This is a genomic window from Aeromonas sp. EU05-FHT14A05 (genome assembly GCF_058791175.1).
This window is the reverse complement of record NZ_JBYTDH010000017.1, coordinates 21,403-36,646: the sequence shown is the minus strand read 5'-3', so window position 1 is coordinate 36,646 and position 15,244 is coordinate 21,403. Positions and strand designations below refer to the sequence as shown.

Annotated in this window: 15 protein-coding genes and 1 pseudogene; 13 read left to right on the top strand and 3 right to left on the bottom strand. The window is 61.6% G+C overall.

The window, feature by feature from the left end; translation table 11 throughout:
* Window positions 1-33 precede the first annotated feature (33 nt).
* From norV to AC3WR3_RS18890, 10 genes are all read left to right on the top strand, one after another.
* On the top strand, window positions 34-1,515 hold the full coding sequence (gene norV, locus AC3WR3_RS18935) for an anaerobic nitric oxide reductase flavorubredoxin (RefSeq protein WP_492292919.1): 1,482 nt from the start codon (window positions 34-36) through the stop codon (window positions 1,513-1,515).
* Window positions 1,512-2,678 carry an NADH:flavorubredoxin reductase NorW gene (norW, locus tag AC3WR3_RS18930; RefSeq protein WP_492292917.1) on the top strand — a complete coding sequence of 389 codons (1,167 nt, stop codon included), beginning with the start codon at window positions 1,512-1,514 and terminating at the stop codon, window positions 2,676-2,678. Before norV ends, norW begins: the two co-directional genes overlap by 4 nt.
* Before the next feature lie 52 nt (window positions 2,679-2,730).
* On the top strand, window positions 2,731-3,072 hold the full coding sequence (locus AC3WR3_RS18925) for a TehB family protein (RefSeq protein WP_492292915.1): 342 nt from the start codon (window positions 2,731-2,733) through the stop codon (window positions 3,070-3,072).
* A gap of 123 nt (window positions 3,073-3,195) precedes the next feature.
* Window positions 3,196-4,413, top strand: a complete 1,218-nt coding sequence (locus tag AC3WR3_RS18920; RefSeq protein ID WP_492292913.1) for a 4Fe-4S binding protein — start codon at window positions 3,196-3,198, stop codon at window positions 4,411-4,413.
* A gap of 171 nt (window positions 4,414-4,584) precedes the next feature.
* Window positions 4,585-4,668: a tryptophanase leader peptide gene (gene tnaC, locus AC3WR3_RS18915; RefSeq protein WP_069652909.1), complete on the top strand. Its 84-nt coding sequence runs from the start codon at window positions 4,585-4,587 to the stop codon at window positions 4,666-4,668.
* A 202-nt stretch (window positions 4,669-4,870) separates the two neighbouring features.
* Complete coding sequence (gene tnaA / locus AC3WR3_RS18910; RefSeq protein WP_492292911.1) at window positions 4,871-6,337, top strand: tryptophanase; 1,467 nt, start codon at window positions 4,871-4,873, stop codon at window positions 6,335-6,337.
* Window positions 6,338-6,407: 70 nt separating this feature from the next.
* Window positions 6,408-7,622: an aromatic amino acid transporter gene (locus AC3WR3_RS18905; protein WP_342059766.1), complete on the top strand. Its 1,215-nt coding sequence runs from the start codon at window positions 6,408-6,410 to the stop codon at window positions 7,620-7,622.
* A 237-nt stretch (window positions 7,623-7,859) separates the two neighbouring features.
* Entirely contained in the window at window positions 7,860-9,077 is a 1,218-nt protein-coding gene (locus tag AC3WR3_RS18900) for an aromatic amino acid transporter (protein WP_492292909.1), read from the top strand.
* 161 nt (window positions 9,078-9,238) lie between these two features.
* Entirely contained in the window at window positions 9,239-9,619 is a 381-nt protein-coding gene (locus AC3WR3_RS18895) for an amino acid-binding protein (RefSeq protein ID WP_268435818.1), read from the top strand.
* 24 nt (window positions 9,620-9,643) lie between these two features.
* A complete protein-coding gene (locus tag AC3WR3_RS18890; RefSeq protein WP_492292907.1) occupies window positions 9,644-10,324 on the top strand; it encodes an ArsR/SmtB family transcription factor in 681 nt (226 codons plus the stop codon).
* A gap of 171 nt (window positions 10,325-10,495) precedes the next feature.
* On the opposite strand, the gene AC3WR3_RS18885 is transcribed toward AC3WR3_RS18890, so the two are convergent.
* Complete coding sequence (locus AC3WR3_RS18885; RefSeq protein WP_492292905.1) at window positions 10,496-10,723, bottom strand: hypothetical protein; 228 nt, start codon at window positions 10,721-10,723, stop codon at window positions 10,496-10,498.
* Window positions 10,724-11,209: 486 nt separating this feature from the next.
* Window positions 11,210-12,160, bottom strand: a complete 951-nt coding sequence (locus AC3WR3_RS18880; RefSeq protein ID WP_492292903.1) for a transposase — start codon at window positions 12,158-12,160, stop codon at window positions 11,210-11,212.
* 372 nt (window positions 12,161-12,532) lie between these two features.
* On the opposite strand from AC3WR3_RS18880, the gene AC3WR3_RS18875 reads away from it, so the two are divergent.
* The gene (locus AC3WR3_RS18875; protein ID WP_492292901.1) at window positions 12,533-13,099 is read left to right on the top strand and encodes a hypothetical protein; all 567 of its coding nucleotides are present in this window, start codon (window positions 12,533-12,535) and stop codon (window positions 13,097-13,099) included.
* Window positions 13,100-13,217: 118 nt separating this feature from the next.
* On the opposite strand, the gene AC3WR3_RS18870 is transcribed toward AC3WR3_RS18875, so the two are convergent.
* Window positions 13,218-13,697 carry a DM13 domain-containing protein gene (locus AC3WR3_RS18870; RefSeq protein ID WP_492292899.1) on the bottom strand — a complete coding sequence of 160 codons (480 nt, stop codon included), beginning with the start codon at window positions 13,695-13,697 and terminating at the stop codon, window positions 13,218-13,220.
* 54 nt (window positions 13,698-13,751) lie between these two features.
* Here AC3WR3_RS18870 and AC3WR3_RS18865 point away from each other — a divergent pair.
* A pseudogene (locus AC3WR3_RS18865) lies at window positions 13,752-14,258 on the top strand (P-loop nucleotide/nucleoside kinase family protein); the annotation flags it as partial.
* Between the two features lie 259 nt (window positions 14,259-14,517).
* Entirely contained in the window at window positions 14,518-15,192 is a 675-nt protein-coding gene (locus tag AC3WR3_RS18860) for a hypothetical protein (RefSeq protein WP_492292897.1), read from the top strand.
* The last annotated feature ends 52 nt before the right edge of the window (window positions 15,193-15,244 follow it).

The window sequence follows — 15,244 nt, the reverse complement described above, 5'->3', positions numbered from 1 at the left end:
AACATTCGCTATGGCATTCTGAGGAACCACCGCATGAGCATTCACGTCAAAAACAACATCCACTGGGTCGGCCAACGGGACTGGGAGGTACGCGACTTCCACGGTACCGAGTACAAGACCCACAAGGGCACCAGCTACAACAGCTACCTCATCCGCGAAGGGAAGAACGTGCTGATCGATACCGTCGATCACAAGTTCAGCCGCGAGTTCGTGCAGAACCTGGCGGCCGAGATCGATCTCGCCGCCATCGACTATGTGGTGATCAACCACGCCGAGGAGGATCACGCCGGCGCCCTGACCGAGCTGATGGCCCGCATCCCGGGCACCCCCATCTACTGCACCCACAACGCCATCGACTCCATCACAGGCCACCACCACCACCCGGAGTGGAACTTCCAGCCGGTGAAGACCGGTGACAGCCTGGATATCGGCAACGGCAAGCAGCTGGTGTTTATCGAGACCCCCATGCTGCACTGGCCCGACAGCATGATGACCTACATGACCGAGGATGCGGTGCTCTTCTCCAACGACGCCTTCGGCCAGCACTACTGCGACGAGCACCTGTTCAACGACGAGGTGGACCAGACCGAGCTGATGGAGCAGTGCCAGCGCTACTACGCCAACATCCTCACCCCCTTCAGCCCGCTGGTGACCGCCAAGATCAAGGAAGTGCTCGGCTTCAACCTGCCGGTGAGCATGGTGGCCACCTCCCACGGCATCGTCTGGCGCGAGGACCCCACCCAGATCATCCTGAAATACCTGGAGTGGGCCGACCACTATCAGGAAGACCGCATCACCTTGTTCTACGACTCCATGTCCAACAACACCCGCATGATGGCCGATGCCATCGCTCAGGGTATCCACGAGGTGGACCCCGGCGTGGCGGTGAAGATCTACAACGTGGCCCGCCACGACAAGAACGAGATCCTGACCCAGGTGTTCCGCTCCAAGGGGATACTGGTGGGCTCCTCCACCATGAACAACGTCATGATGCCCAAGGTGGCGGGCATGCTTGAAGAGATCACCGGCCTGCGTTTTCGCAACAAGCGTGCCTCGGCCTTCGGCAGCTATGGCTGGACCGGTGGTGCGGTGGACCGGATCCAGACCCGGCTGATGGACGCGGGCTTCGACATCAGCCTCTCCCTCAAGGCCAAGTGGCGCCCGGATGGCTCGGCGCTGGCACAGTGCCGCGAGCACGGCCGCCAGCTCGCCCGCCAGTGGGCGCTGCATCCGCTGGAGGTCCTCCGCCCGATCACCACAACCCAGACGGCGGAGACGCCTGTCCCCGTGATTGCCAAGGAACCGCAAGCCACTCCGGCTGCCGCCGAATGGGATGATGACCAGGCCATGCTCTGCACCGTCTGCCAGTGGATCTATGACCCGGCTCAGGGCGAGCCGGATCAGGGGGTGGCGCCTGGCACCCCCTGGGCCCAGGTGTCAGACAGCTTCCTCTGCCCGGGCTGCGGCATCGGCAAGGAGGTATTCGAACCCTGCGCCGTGGAGGCCTGTGTATGAACGCAGCAACCCTGAATGAGGCCGGCATCAGCCGGGAGATAGTGGTGATCGGCAGCGGCTTCGCCGCCCAGCAGCTGGTCAAGAGTCTGCGCAAGCTGGACGCCGAGCAGCCCATCCGCCTCATCACGGCCGACAGCGGCGACGAGTACAACAAGCCCGACTTGAGCCACGTGGTGAGCCGGGGCTGCGCCGCGGCGGCCATGACCCGCCTTAGCGGCAGCGACTTTGCCGAGCAGCAGCGCATCGCGCTGCTGCCCCATTGCCCCGTGCTTGGCATAGATCCCGTCCGGCGGCTGGTGCTGACCGAGCAGGGCAGCTTCCCCTATGGCCAGCTGGTGCTGGCCACCGGCGCCAGCGCGGCGCGCCCAAAGATACCGGGAAGCGAGCATCTGGTGACCCTCAACAGCCAGCAGGAGTATGCCGCCGCCGAGGGGGCAATCCAGCAGGCTCGCCGCATCCTGGTGCTGGGGGCCGGCCTCATCGGCTGCGAGCTGGCGATGGACATGGCGAGCGATGGTCGCGAGGTCACCCTGCTGGATCTGGCCGACAGCCCCCTCAGCGCCCTGCTGCCCGCCACCCTGACCCAGCCGCTGCAACAGGCCCTGCGCAGCCAGGGGGTCAGCCTGCAGTTCGGGACAGGTCTCGCCAGGATAGATGCCCAGCCGGGCGATGGCTGGCGCGTCACCCTGAGTGACGGGCGCGTCAGCGAGCAGGATCTGGTGATCGCCGCGATCGGCCTGCGGCCGAATCTGGCCCTGGCCCGTGGGGCCGGGCTGGCAGTGGAGCGCGGCATCCTGGTCGACGACAACTTGCAGACCAGCGATCCCCATATCTTCGCACTGGGTGATTGCGTGCAGTGGCGGGGCCAGCTGCTCCCCTTCCTGCAACCCATCGTGCTGGGGGCCAATGCGCTGGCGCGCACTCTGCTTGGCACACCGACCCCGCTGACCCTGCCGCCCATGCTGGTGAAGGTGAAGACGCCGCGCTACCCGCTGCAACTGGCGGGCCGTACCAAGGGCGAGGATCTCGCCTGGCAGTGCCGCTGGAACAGCCACGGCATGGTGGCCGAGGCGCACGGCGAAGATGGCAAGCTGTGCGGCTTCGTGGTGGGGGGCGACCAGATGAGCGCCGCCTTCCCGCTGCTGCGTCAGCTGCCCCGTTGATCCACTTTATCGATTGAGGCCGGGCCGACCCTGCCATCTGAGGAGAATGTCTATGTCACTGCACCTTATTCCTGCCCACTGGGTAGTGCGCCGCTCCACCCCCTTCTTTACTCGCGCCAACGTGCCCGCAGCCCTGCTCAGCCACCACAACACGGCGGCCGGGGTGTTCGGCCAGCTCTGCGTGATGGAGGGCTCCGTCACCTATCACGGCTTCGCCGACGAGCAGGCCGAGGAGCCTGAGCTGAGCCTGGTGATCCGGGCCGGGGAGTTTGCCACCAGCCCGCCCCAGTACTGGCACAGGGTCGAGCTGTCGGAGGATGCCCGCTTCAACATCCACTTCTGGGCCGAGCAGGCCGAATCCGACCAGCCGCTGTTCAACAGCCGCAAGGCATAAGGTTCAACCATGGGGAGGGGCATTGGGCGCCAATGTCCCCCTCTGCCCATGCAGATCAAAATAATCAACTCAGATGTTCGTTATCCTGCCCCCTTATCCGCATGAGTGCTATGAGGGAGATGCATGAGCCTGATTGAAGCGATGACCATGGCCGCCGGCCTGGCCTATCTGGTGCTGCTGGCATGGCAGGCGCGATCGGGTTGGCAGTGGCGCCTCGCCCTCGGTCTGTTGCTCATGCTCTGGTTGCTGGCGGCGGACAGTCTGCTCTGGCTCGGCGTGGGGCTGGTGGCCGGCGCGCTTGCCCTCTGGCACCAGCGGTGGCCGCTGCCCGCCCTCGAGGCGCTCGACGGTCAGTGGCTGCGGGCCCGCACGCGGCACTTGCTGCTGCTCTGCTGGGGGCTGGTGACTGTGCAGTACGGCCTGCACATCTGGCAGCTGGGGCAGGGGATACCCCCCTGGCTGGTACGGCCTGATGTGGTGGACGGCTTTCTGCCCATCGCAGGCGGGCTCGGGCTGCGGGCCTGGCTCGGGCAGGGGCTGGTGGATCCGCACCATCCGGCGGCCACCGTCACGGTACTGGTGCTCTCCCTGTCAGCCCTGCTGCTGGGGCGGGCGTTCTGCGCCTGGTTCTGCCCGCTCGGGCTGGTGGGGGAGTGGCTGCACGGCCTGCGCAGCCGATGGATGGTGGGGGAGTGGACCCCGCCCCGCTGGCTGGATTGGTTGCTGCGGGCCCAGAAGTTTGTGGTGCTCGGCTTCTTGCTCTTCATCATCCTGCTGGCGGTGTCAAGCGCCGCCCTGCCCGGCTACCTCGCCAGCCCCTACCATCAGGCGGCGGACATGAAGATGGGGGCCTTCTTCTTCAACCTGACCCTGATCTCGGGCCTCTGTCTTGGCTGGGTGCTGCTGCTCACCGCCAGCTTCCGGCAGGGGTTCTGCCGCTACCTCTGCCCCTATGGCGCCTGGCTGGCCCTGCTCGGCCTGCTGACCCCATGGCGCATTCGCCGTGACCCGGCCCGTTGCTTGCGCAGTGCGGGCCACGACTGCGACAAGTGCAGCCGGGCCTGCCCGTCCCGCATCCAGGTACACCAGCTCATCGCGGTGCGCAGTCTCGAGTGCACCAGCTGCCTGAGCTGCGTGGCTGCCTGCCCCAAGCGGGCAGATGCATTGCACCTGGGCACGCAGGGGCGCCGGCTTGCCCCCCGTCAGTTGCTGGGGCTGCTCTGCCTGCTGTTGTTGATATTGCCGCTGCTCTCCTACGGCCTGCTGGAGGTTTGGGTCAGCCAGACGCCACTGGCGGATCGCTACGAGTTGCTGCGACGGCTGCCCTGGTTGAGCCATTGAGTCGCCGTGTGCGTCGGGGCGGGAAAGTGTCCACCCCGTTGCGACGGCGACCTGTATACATTTCCCCCGGCAAATTGTTAGCGCCATCCCACTTTGCTCATATTGGAATTGATCATATGCAAGGGCCCACCATAATGGACCCTGTTAATTGGCGTTGTTAATTCCAACCAGATGAGCAACAACATGAATATCAAGGTCAGCTATCCCAAGTGGTTTACCCTGGACCATAAAATCGCGTTCTTCTTCCCGCTGTAATTCCCCGCGGCGGCGCGGCATGTCTGCCATGTCACTAGCCCGCCTCCATTCCTGAATTGAAATAGCTGCACCCGTCTTCGCCTGTTTATTCCGACGAGGCGATGTCGTGCACCCATTCTCAATATTTCCCACCTGCCGGATATTCTATTTTCGGTGGGGGAAGAGACACATTCTGAATATTTAAATCTGGGGTGTTTATATTATGGAAAACTTCAAGCATCTGCCCGAACCCTTCCGTATTCGTGTCATAGAGCCGGTCAAGCGCACCACCCGCGCCTACCGGGAAGAGGCCATCGTCCGCGCCGGCATGAACCCCTTCCTGCTGGACAGCGAGGACGTCTTCATCGATCTGCTGACCGACAGCGGCACCGGTGCCATCACCCAGGACATGCAGGCCGCCATGCTGCGCGGTGACGAGGCCTACAGCGGCAGCCGCAGCTACTATGCCCTGCAGCAGGCGGTGCAGGAGATCTTCGGCTATTCACTCACCATCCCCACCCACCAGGGGCGCGGCGCCGAGCAGATCTACATCCCTGTGCTCATCAAGAAGCGGGAGCAGGAGAAGGGGCTGGATCGCAAGAAGATGGTGGCACTCTCCAACTACTTCTTCGACACCACCCAGGGCCACACCCAGATCAACTGCTGCGTGGCGAAGAACGTCTACACCAGGGAGGCGTTCGATACCTCGGTCACCGCCGACTTCAAGGGCAACTTCGATCTGGTGAAGCTGGAGGAGGCCATCCTGGAGGCGGGCCCCGCCAACGTGCCCTACATCGTCAGCACCATCACCTGCAACTCCGCCGGGGGGCAGCCGGTCTCCATTGCCAACCTGAAGGCGGTGTACGAGATCGCCAAAAAGTACGACATCCCCGTCATCATGGATTCCGCCCGCTTCGCGGAGAACGCCTACTTCATTCAGCAACGAGAGCCCGGCTACGCGAACTGGTCCATAGAAGAGATCACCAAGGAGTCCTACAAGTACGCGGACGGCCTCGCCATGTCGGCGAAGAAGGATGCCATGGTGCAGATGGGGGGCCTGCTCTGCTTCAAGGACGACAGCATGCTGGACGTCTACACCGAGTGCCGCACCCTGTGCGTGGTGCAGGAGGGCTTCCCGACCTATGGCGGTCTGGAAGGGGGCGCCATGGAGCGGCTCGCGGTGGGCCTGCGGGACGGCATGCGCCAGGACTGGCTGGCCTATCGCATCGGTCAGGTGCAGTACCTGGTGGACGGTCTCGAGGCCATCGGCGTGGTGTGCCAGCAGGCGGGGGGCCATGCGGCCTTCGTGGACGCGGGCAAGCTGCTGCCCCACATCCCGGGGGATCAGTTCCCGGCCCACGCCCTGGCGTGCGAGCTCTACAAGGTGGCGGGCATCCGCGCGGTGGAGATAGGCTCATTGCTGCTGGGGCGGGATCCCGCCACCGGCAAGCAGCACCCCTGCCCGGCGGAGCTGCTGCGCCTCACCATACCGCGCGCCACCTATACCCAGACCCACATGGACTTTGTCATCGAGGCTTTCGGCGAGGTGAAGAAGAATGCCAGGAACGTGAAGGGTCTGGACTTCATCTATGAGCCGGCCGTGCTGCGCCACTTCACCGCCAGGTTGAAGGAGGTCGAGCCTCAGGGCCAGGTGGTCAGCAAGAAGAGTGAAAAATTAATAGAAGCATAACGAGTCAGGGGCACTTAATCAGGTGCCCCATTTTTTTCACAGCTCTGTGAAATTTCGGGAGTGACAACACATGACATCGAAACCATCCGTGACGGGAGGGGCCTGCATCATTGCCAGCGTCTGTGTCGGCGCCGGCATGCTGGGGTTGCCGAGTGCGGGGGCGGGCGCCTGGACCAGCTGGTCCTCGCTCGCCATTATTCTCACCATGATCGTCATGACGGTCTCCGGCTGGATGTTGCTGGAAGCCTTCAAACCCTATGAATTGACCGCCTCCTTCAATTCGGTGACCAAGGATCTGCTCGGTCACAAGATCAATGTCTTCAACAACCTGACCGTCTATTTCGTCGGCGGCATCCTGCTCTATGCCTATATCACCTCCTCCGGTCTGATCCTGAGCGGCCTGCTCGGCATCAACAGCCAGCTGGCCTCCGTGCTGTTCGTGCTGGTCTTCTCCTGCTTCGTCTGGCATTCGACCCGGGCGGTGGATCGCATCTCTGTGGTGCTGATCGCCTTTATGGTGCTGAGCTTCGTGTTCGGGGTGTCGGGCCTTGCCGCCAACATAGACGCGACCATGCTGTTCCACTCCCTCAGCGAGGAGCTGGGTCAGGCCCCCTATGCCCTGGCCATGCTGCCGGTGGCGCTCACCTCCTTCGGCTACCACCATTCGGTGGCGTCGATGCGGGCCTATTATGGCGAGGAGCAGAAGGCGAAGCAGGCGATCCTGGGGGGCACCCTGATCGCCCTGGCGCTCTACCTGCTGTGGCTGCTCAGCATCTTCGGCAACCTGCCTCGCAATGCCTTCGGCCCCATCATCGCCAAGGGGGGCGACGTCGATGTGCTGCTCGGTGCGCTGGCCTCGGTGATCGAGTCGAAGCGGGTATCCAACGCCATCAACCTCTTCTCCATGGCGGCCATCCTCTCCTCCTTCATCGGGGTGGGCCTGGGGGTGTTCGACTATCTGGCGGATCTGTTCAAGTTCGACAACAGCCGCCAGGGCCGCGCCAAGTCCTGGGGCGTCACCTTCCTGCCGCCCCTGCTGCTCTCCTTGCTGTTCCCGTTCGGCTTCGTGGTGGCCATCGGCTATGCCGGGGCGGCGGCGACCGTCTGGGCCTGCATCATCCCCGCCCTGCTGGCGAAGAAGTCCCGGGAGCTGGCGCCACAGGGGGGCGGCTTCAAGGCCCCCGGCGGTCAGCCCATGGTGGTGGCCGTCATCGTCTTCGGGGTGCTGACGGCCGTCTTCCACCTGATGGCTATGGCGGGCATGCTGCCCATCTATACCGGATGACCTCAACCTTCCGGCAAGCCGACACGAGGCGCCTGCGGGCGCCCCGTGTGGTGTCTGGCGTCTGAACTGCCCCGAACAGATGGCAACGGCCGGATATCCCCCCTGTTTCCCCCCATTTTCCCTCCGGATTTGATACCCGAAGGCATGCAGGGTAAAGTCCCCCGGCGCCAGCACTGGCGAACGCAGGAGAAGCACGGCGGCGCGCCGTGACCAGTCAACAATCCGTTTGGGGGAGTAATGGAACAGAAACCATCGTTGGTGGGCGGGGCATGCATCATTGCCGGCGTCTGTGTGGGAGCCGGCATGCTGGGACTGCCGAGTGCGGGCGCGGGTGCCTGGAGCCTCTGGTCCATGCTCGCGGTGGCGCTGACCATGGTGGTGATGACGGTCTCCGGCTGGATGCTGCTCGAATCCTATCGTGGCTACCCCCTGCGCGTCTCCTTCGATACCGTGACCCGGGATCTGCTGGGGGAGAAGGTGAACGCCCTCAACAACCTCAGCGTCTATTTCGTCGGCGGCATCCTGCTCTACGCCTACATCACCTCGGCCGGCCTTATCATAGACGGCATGACGGGGATGGGCAGCCAGCTCTCCTCCATCCTCTTCACCCTGGCCTTCTCCCTGCTGGTGTGGCACTCCACCCGGGCGGTGGACCGCATCTCGGTGCTGCTGGTGATCCTGATGGGGCTGAGCTTCGCCTTCGGCATCTCTGGCCTGTCGATGAACGTTCGCCTCGATCTGTTGCTCGACCGGGTCGGCAGCGAGACCCACTACGCCCCCTATGCCCTGGTGATGCTGCCGGTGGCGCTCACCTCCTTCGGCTATCACCACTCGGTGTCGTCCATGCGGGCCTACTACGGCGAGGAGCGCCGCGCCAGCCGCGCCATCATGGGGGGTACCGTCATCGCGCTGACCTTCTACCTCATCTGGCTGGTGAGCGTGTTCGGCAACCTGCCCCGCAGCGAGTTCGGCCCGGTGATCGAACAAGGGGGCAACGTGGATGCCCTGCTCAAGGCACTCGGTTCGGTGATCGAATCCAGGGCGGTGGCCAATGCCCTCAACGCCTTCTCCATGGCGGCCATTCTCTCCTCCTTCATCGGGGTGGGGCTGGGGGTGTTCGACTATCTGGCGGATCTGTTCAAGTTCGACAACAGCCGTGCCGGTCGTGCCAAATCCTGGGGCGTTACCTTCCTGCCGCCTCTGGTGCTGTCGCTCTTGTTCCCGTTCGGCTTCCTGGTGGCCATCGGCTATGCGGGCGCCGTGGCCACCCTGTGGACCTGTATCATACCGCCGCTGCTGGCCTGGAAGGTGCGCAAGGCGGCGCCCGATGGCAGCGCGGGCTTTCGCGCCCCCGGCGGTATCCTGATGATAGGGCTGGTAATCCTGTTCGGGGTGCTGACCGCCGCCTTCCATCTGCTCAACATGGCGGGGCTGCTGCCTGTCTATACCGGCTGATCGGCACTCCTTGCGATCCTATGTAGAAAAAGCGGCGCCTTCGGGCGCCGTTTTGCCGTGGTCAGCATGGGCAGCTGAGGGCCGACACTTCGCCCGCCATCGAAGCATTGCCCGGGCTATGTCATTACTCTGGAGTCTCTTGTCACCAAGGAGAGTCAGGGATGTACGATATTCACGTGATGCTACCCGATAACCCGGGCACACTGGGGCTGTTCGGGAGCTTGATGGGGCGGGCCGGTGTCAGTCTGGAAGGGGGCGGCATGTTCACCCTGGGGGGCGCAGGCCATGCCCACTTTCTGGTGGAGGATGGTGCCGCTGCGGCCCGGGCCGCCGAACAAGGGGGGCTGGAGGTGGTGGCGGTGCGCGAGGTGCTGGTGCGCCGCCTCAAGCAGGAGGTGCCGGGGCAGCTGGGGGCCATCTGCAGCGCCCTGGGGGAGGCCTCGGTCAACATCATTACCCTGTACAGCGACCATGCCAACCAGCTGATCCTGGTCACCGACGACATCGACAAGGCCCGCAGGGTCACGGCAGAGTGGCAGTGACAGGGGCAAGCAGAGAGTAGCGAGATGAGCAAGCAGGAGAGCCTTGAACAAGGGTTGGCACAGGTGGCGGCCGCCATCGCCGATGGCAGCCGCGCCCGCATGCTGTGCGCCCTGATGGATGGGCGCGCCTGGACGGCCACCGAGCTGAGTCTGGTGGCCGAGGTGTCGGCGTCAACCGCCAGCAGTCACCTGGCCCGGCTCCAGCAGCAGGGGCTGACGGCCTGTGTCAGGCAGGGCAAGCATCGCTACTACCGCATCGCGAGCCATGACGTGGCGCTGGTGGTGGAGCAACTGATGGGGCTGGTGGACATGGGCACGGGGGCGCTCAGGAGCAAGACCCCGGAGCGGCTGCGCTTTGCCCGTAGCTGTTATGACCATCTGGCGGGGGAGCTGGGGGTGAGACTCCATGACGGCCTGATGAGCCAAGGCTGGCTGGAAGTGGAAGGCTATGGACTGACCCCGCAGGGGGAGCAGCATCTGGCTCAGCTTGGCATCGACTGCGTGGCGACCGGCAAGCGCCCCTTCGCCTGCCACTGTCTCGACTGGAGCGAGCGACGCATGCATCTTGGCGGCCAGCTGGGTGCCCGCCTGCTCAATCATATGCTGGACAAGGGGTGGCTGGTGCGTGAGCCGGATAGCCGTGAGCTGACCCTGACCCTCAAGGGGCAACGGCAGTTGCAACGGCAGCTCGGCGTCGTGCTGTGAGGAGTCATGGCCTTGCCGGGGAGGCAACGGCGAGGTGAGAGTCGGGATCTCGGCTGTAGCTTGATTGATAACGGATTTTTCATTGCCGCCGCAGGATAGAAAGCCCCAGGCATGGTCATCATGCGGGGCTTTTGATTTTGGACAGATATTGCTTCAGGCGGTCATGGTGGGTTATTCCACCGGGGTCAGACGGAAGCCTTTGCCTTGCATGCACAGGTTGATCAGCTCGGCCTGCTCTTCGTCCTCGATCTTGTTGAGTTTGACCTGATATTGGCACTCGGATAAGGCATCTGTTCTCTGGGCTTCAGAGGCACCCGCTTTCGTATATTCACTGCTGGGAGTGGAAGAGCAAGCGCTCAGCACCATAATGGCGCCAGGAAGGATAAGGCGACGTTTCATGAAAATACCCTTTGCAGTGATGCATATTGAAATGCAGCCAATATATTGATCTGTCAATTGCCTGGCAGCTATTCCGGCCAATCCAATGGTAGATATTTCACCATTATATAGACCCCTGGCCTGCGGATATTAACCGGGGCTGAATGAAGACGCAGAAAGCCATATTCCCTTGCCATCAAATCCCTCACCTCCAAGGCAGAACCTCACCGAAAGACACCGGCAGATCGGCATCTGCTCATCCCTGAATTGGGACACCCACCTGACTGAACGGATGAACTGGGACATCCATCTAAGGGGAAATGGCTGATGACTTGAAAGCCCCGCTCATGTGCAGGCTGATTCGAAGGTATGAAACGGTGGTGGTAGTGCTAGCTGTGAGCTTGAACGAGCGTCAGTGGCTGCCAGTGGGCAATCAGTGCCCGTGCAACGTCAACGAGGGCCGCTGTCATCGATGGATTGGTAGTGAAGTCGCGAGTTTTTAAGATATCAAGGGTTGGGTTGGTAACATCGCGTCTGGCCACAATGGACCGCGTAGCGCTGGCAGCAAAGCTTGTCACCAATCGCCCGGATACCGTGACGCCGAAACAGGGTGACTTGACCCAACCATTGTCCCTCTTCTATGCCCAGGCGCTGGAGTACAGGTGCGAGATGATGCGGGATATGGCCATGCTTATCGAGGCGAATGGCTCGTCCTGTCCAATCCACCAGCGCCAGATAATCGGCAAAATAGCAGGGGAGCGCCTCTGGCTTACCTTCTCTTGCAAAGGGCAGCAGCAAGGGGAGCTTTGTGGCTAGATCAGCGGTTTGCTCGATACGTTGCTGGACGCTGGTGAAGTCGCTCCCCTCCGGTGTGGTTGCGATGCCAGCCCGAATGGGATTGAGGTCGACATAGGTCATGCAGGCCAGCAGTGCCGACTCGGTGAGCAGGGCCTGGCTTTTGAAACGCCCCTCCCAGAAGTGGCCCTTGCAGCCATCTTCCTGATTGGCCTGGCGGGCCAGCGACTCGTTCAGCAAACGCACCAGCCAGCTGATGGAATGGAGACGCTCACGCCACTGGGCGATCAGCTGGTGCACGACATCCAGCTCGGGTGCTATCAGTTCCTCCCCCTGATACCATCGCCGCACCAGCAAGGGCCACTGAAACAGGCGGGACCAGCGTTCAGCCACCTCATGTTCACTCCATTCATGGACCAGGTTGGCTTGCACCTTGAGTACCAGGTGATAGTGATTGCTCATCACGGCATAGGCGCAGATGCCTATGGCAAAGACCTGCGACAGCTGGCCCAGCTTGTCGGCAACCCATTGGCGCCTGTGCTCGTAACTTTGGCCTGATTGATCATCCTGGCCGCAGAGAAAGGCACGCCGGACACAGCGGCTGACCACGTGGTAATAGGGCGTATCGGCGAGGCTGATCTGGCGTGAACGGGGGATGGTCATGGAAACCTCACTCGGCAGTGATGCATCAAGCCAAGCAGCCAGCTATGTCGTTGTCAAAAAGGTGGGTGTCCCAGCTTTTGTCCGGTGTCCCAGCTTTTGTCCCAGCTTTTGTTTTGCAGGTTTTTGAGGCTTCCGACTCTCTATCGACAAGGCGCCCGGGTGGCGCCTTGTTTTTTGTGCCGCCCGGCTCACGGACCTGGAGGGGCTATAGTCAGACAGATGGCGCCCGCGAGTCACTGTCTGCGGGCTGCCAGCTTTCGATCACCCCGTCCATCCACCAGACAGCTGCGCCCGGCAGCACGGCCGCCATGGTAGTCAGGCCGTGCGTGATCCTGTTTTGCATCGTATTCACCCAATTGGGAGAGAGATGTTATGTGCAAACACCTATTGGCCCTGGGCGTGCTCACGGCCATCACCATGACCACGCCGGTCCAGGCCGAAGAGAAGGCCGGTATGCCAGCCATGACAGACGAGGCAATGATCGCCAGTGCCATGGCGGCGGCCCCCGTCAAGGTCGGAGCCGGCGCCACCATAGTGGCCATGGGGGCGGACGGCAAGATGCGCACCCTGCGCGAGGGCGGCAATGGCTTCACCTGCATGCCAGACAACCCGGCCACGCCGGGGCCGGATCCCATGTGCATGGACGCGGCGGCGATGGCCTGGGCCCATGCCTGGATCAGCCACGAGATGCCGCCCAAGGGCAAGATCGGCTTCATGTACATGCTCAAGGGCGGCACCGATGCCAGCAACACCGACCCCTACGCGACCCAGCCCACCACCAGCAACAACTGGCTGCAGACCGGGCCCCACGTGATGATCGTCGGGGCGGATGATGCCTTCTACGACATGTATCCGAAGGGTGCAGATCCGGATACCTCGGCCCCCTACATCATGTGGTCTGGCACCCCTTATCAGCACCTGATGGCGCCAGTGGAGTAAGACATTGTGTGCAGCAGGTCGGCGGCGTCGCTGCCGATCATCAGAAGGCGCCCGTCGGGCGCCTTCTGTATTGGGCTCGCTGGCGGTATGCCCGTGAGACGCGCTTGGTGGCGGGCTCTCATTCCCGATAACGGGCCGAGGTGATGAACTGTCCGAAGGTTTCACACCAGACAATCACGGTGTCGTAACGGGCCGGGTCGACTCCGGCGGGGAGCGGCACGATAAAGTTGTCGAAGGTCTTCACCGGCCCGACATGCACCATCTGCGGCTTCAGGCGGGCGAAGTCCGTCTCGGTCTCGACGAAGGCGGGCGACAGATAGAGCTGGTAGTCGGGGCCCGGCGCCAGCCTGCCCATCAGGCTGATGGCGTCCGGCCCTATGCTCACCTTGCCTTCCCCCCAGTGCAGCCGATCGCTGTCTTTCAGATCCCGGCGAAAGGCGCCATTAAAGGTCGCCTGTTGCTGACTGGCTGTCACCTGTTCACTGCTCGGTGCGGCAGGCGCTATCAGGATCGGCAGGGTATAGATGCCGGCGGCAAAGCCGGCCGCTCCCACCATCAGATGGGTGGCCAGCAACAGAGCCATAGTCTTGCGTTGCATAACGCCTCGGTCGTCGATTAATTGATGGTCATACCCTAACAGCGGCAGCTTCCCATGCCCATACCCGAACACGGCAGGGGGTCACTCGGTGGGGCGCCGCGCAGCGGAAAAAGCACCATAGCGCGAGTCCTGGCCCAGCGACTGGGTGCCCTCTATCTGCGCATTGATACCATAGAGCAGGCCATTCGTGCCGCTGAACAGGCGGATCACGAGATGGGGCCCGCCGGTTATTTTGTCGCCTATGAGCTGGCCAGAGAGAACCTGACACTCGGCTCGACCGTCATCACGGATTCCGTTAATCCCATACCGCTCACCCGGGATGCTTACCACGACATCGCCCTTTCGGTCGGGGTGCCCTGTCTCGATGTTGAGGTGGTCTGCTCCAACCAGAAGCTGCATCGCGAGCGGGTCGAAAACCGTACGGTGGATATCGAGGGGCTGGCATTGCCGGATTGGCAGGCGGTGATCGACCGCGACTATCAGCCCTGGGACAGTGAGCGTCTGGTACTGGATAGCGCCACCCTGTCGGTCACCCAGAGCGTGGAGCAGGTTATTGCCGCGAGTCAGGGTTGGCCAGCCGGAGGGGGAAATTCGGCTGGCCTTTATGGCGGGAGAATCCATCATCTGCTGGGATTGGGTGGGTGTCCCAGTTTTTTCGCCGCATTGGCAAAGGAATCGTAGGTTCGATTAGCGCAGCGTAATCGGACGATCGAGGTGCATTTGTCCCGGCTATTGCCGCGAGTCAGGGTTGGTCAGCCGGAGGGGGAAATTCGGCTGGCCATTATGGCGGGAGAATCCATCATCTGCTGGGATGAGGTGGGTGTCCCAGCTTTTGTACTTTGTTGAGTTATCAGAGCAATTAAAAACATCAAACTTATACCTCACGATCTTTGCTGCTTTATTAGGTGCGTTGGTCGGAGCAATACTTACGATATTTGTATCGCTTCTCTCGGGATTTTTTAATAAATTAAGCTATAACAAATCGACTAGAATGCAAATCCATCATCTAACCGAATCTAATATAATGCGATGTCAAGTTAATATAGGTGTTCTAAATAATGAAATTGATGGGTTATCTTCTCGGGGGAAATTCACATTGAATGGTCTTGCTTTGCTTCAAGACTACGAAAATACGTTACTTTATACACCAGCAAAATTTAGACCTACAGAGCTTTTTTTAATCCGAATGCAAACCACTGCATTGAACTCGCATCATGCGCAACTTGCGTCAATGCTAGAACAAAGAGCCAGGCTAGATATAGAGATTAGAAAAGCCTCCCAAGGTGAGCAGGAGTGGGAATTAACAGGGCTAAGGCTCGAATATGATAGGCACCTTAAAAATAAGTTTTCTGAGATACAAGAGTTTACAAAAGCCCTTAGAGATTATATTGACCTTGGATGTTTCAAACGATTCGTTATGAATTTCATTCCCCTAAGAGTGATGAAAAGCCAGTCAATGGAAGTTGTCATGGAGACACCAACTCAGACCAACTAACTGGCAATCTACATCACATTGGAGGACCAATTAGGTAGATCTATTAATTATT

Bases quoted from the DNA above. Each gene is read 5' to 3' on its own strand.
- norV (WP_492292919.1), top strand. From the start codon at position 34: ATGAGCATTCACGTCAAAAACAACATCCACTGGGTCGGCCAACGGGAC.
- norW (WP_492292917.1), top strand. From the start codon at position 1,512: ATGAACGCAGCAACCCTGAATGAGGCCGGCATCAGCCGGGAGATAGTG.
- AC3WR3_RS18925 (WP_492292915.1), top strand. From the start codon at position 2,731: ATGTCACTGCACCTTATTCCTGCCCACTGGGTAGTGCGCCGCTCCACC.
- AC3WR3_RS18920 (WP_492292913.1), top strand. From the start codon at position 3,196: ATGAGCCTGATTGAAGCGATGACCATGGCCGCCGGCCTGGCCTATCTG.
- tnaC (WP_069652909.1), top strand. From the start codon at position 4,585: ATGAGCAACAACATGAATATCAAGGTCAGCTATCCCAAGTGGTTTACC.
- tnaA (WP_492292911.1), top strand. From the start codon at position 4,871: ATGGAAAACTTCAAGCATCTGCCCGAACCCTTCCGTATTCGTGTCATA.
- AC3WR3_RS18905 (WP_342059766.1), top strand. From the start codon at position 6,408: ATGACATCGAAACCATCCGTGACGGGAGGGGCCTGCATCATTGCCAGC.
- AC3WR3_RS18900 (WP_492292909.1), top strand. From the start codon at position 7,860: ATGGAACAGAAACCATCGTTGGTGGGCGGGGCATGCATCATTGCCGGC.
- AC3WR3_RS18895 (WP_268435818.1), top strand. From the start codon at position 9,239: ATGTACGATATTCACGTGATGCTACCCGATAACCCGGGCACACTGGGG.
- AC3WR3_RS18890 (WP_492292907.1), top strand. From the start codon at position 9,644: ATGAGCAAGCAGGAGAGCCTTGAACAAGGGTTGGCACAGGTGGCGGCC.
- AC3WR3_RS18885 (WP_492292905.1), bottom strand. From the start codon at position 10,723: ATGAAACGTCGCCTTATCCTTCCTGGCGCCATTATGGTGCTGAGCGCT.
- AC3WR3_RS18880 (WP_492292903.1), bottom strand. From the start codon at position 12,160: ATGACCATCCCCCGTTCACGCCAGATCAGCCTCGCCGATACGCCCTAT.
- AC3WR3_RS18875 (WP_492292901.1), top strand. From the start codon at position 12,533: ATGTGCAAACACCTATTGGCCCTGGGCGTGCTCACGGCCATCACCATG.
- AC3WR3_RS18870 (WP_492292899.1), bottom strand. From the start codon at position 13,697: ATGCAACGCAAGACTATGGCTCTGTTGCTGGCCACCCATCTGATGGTG.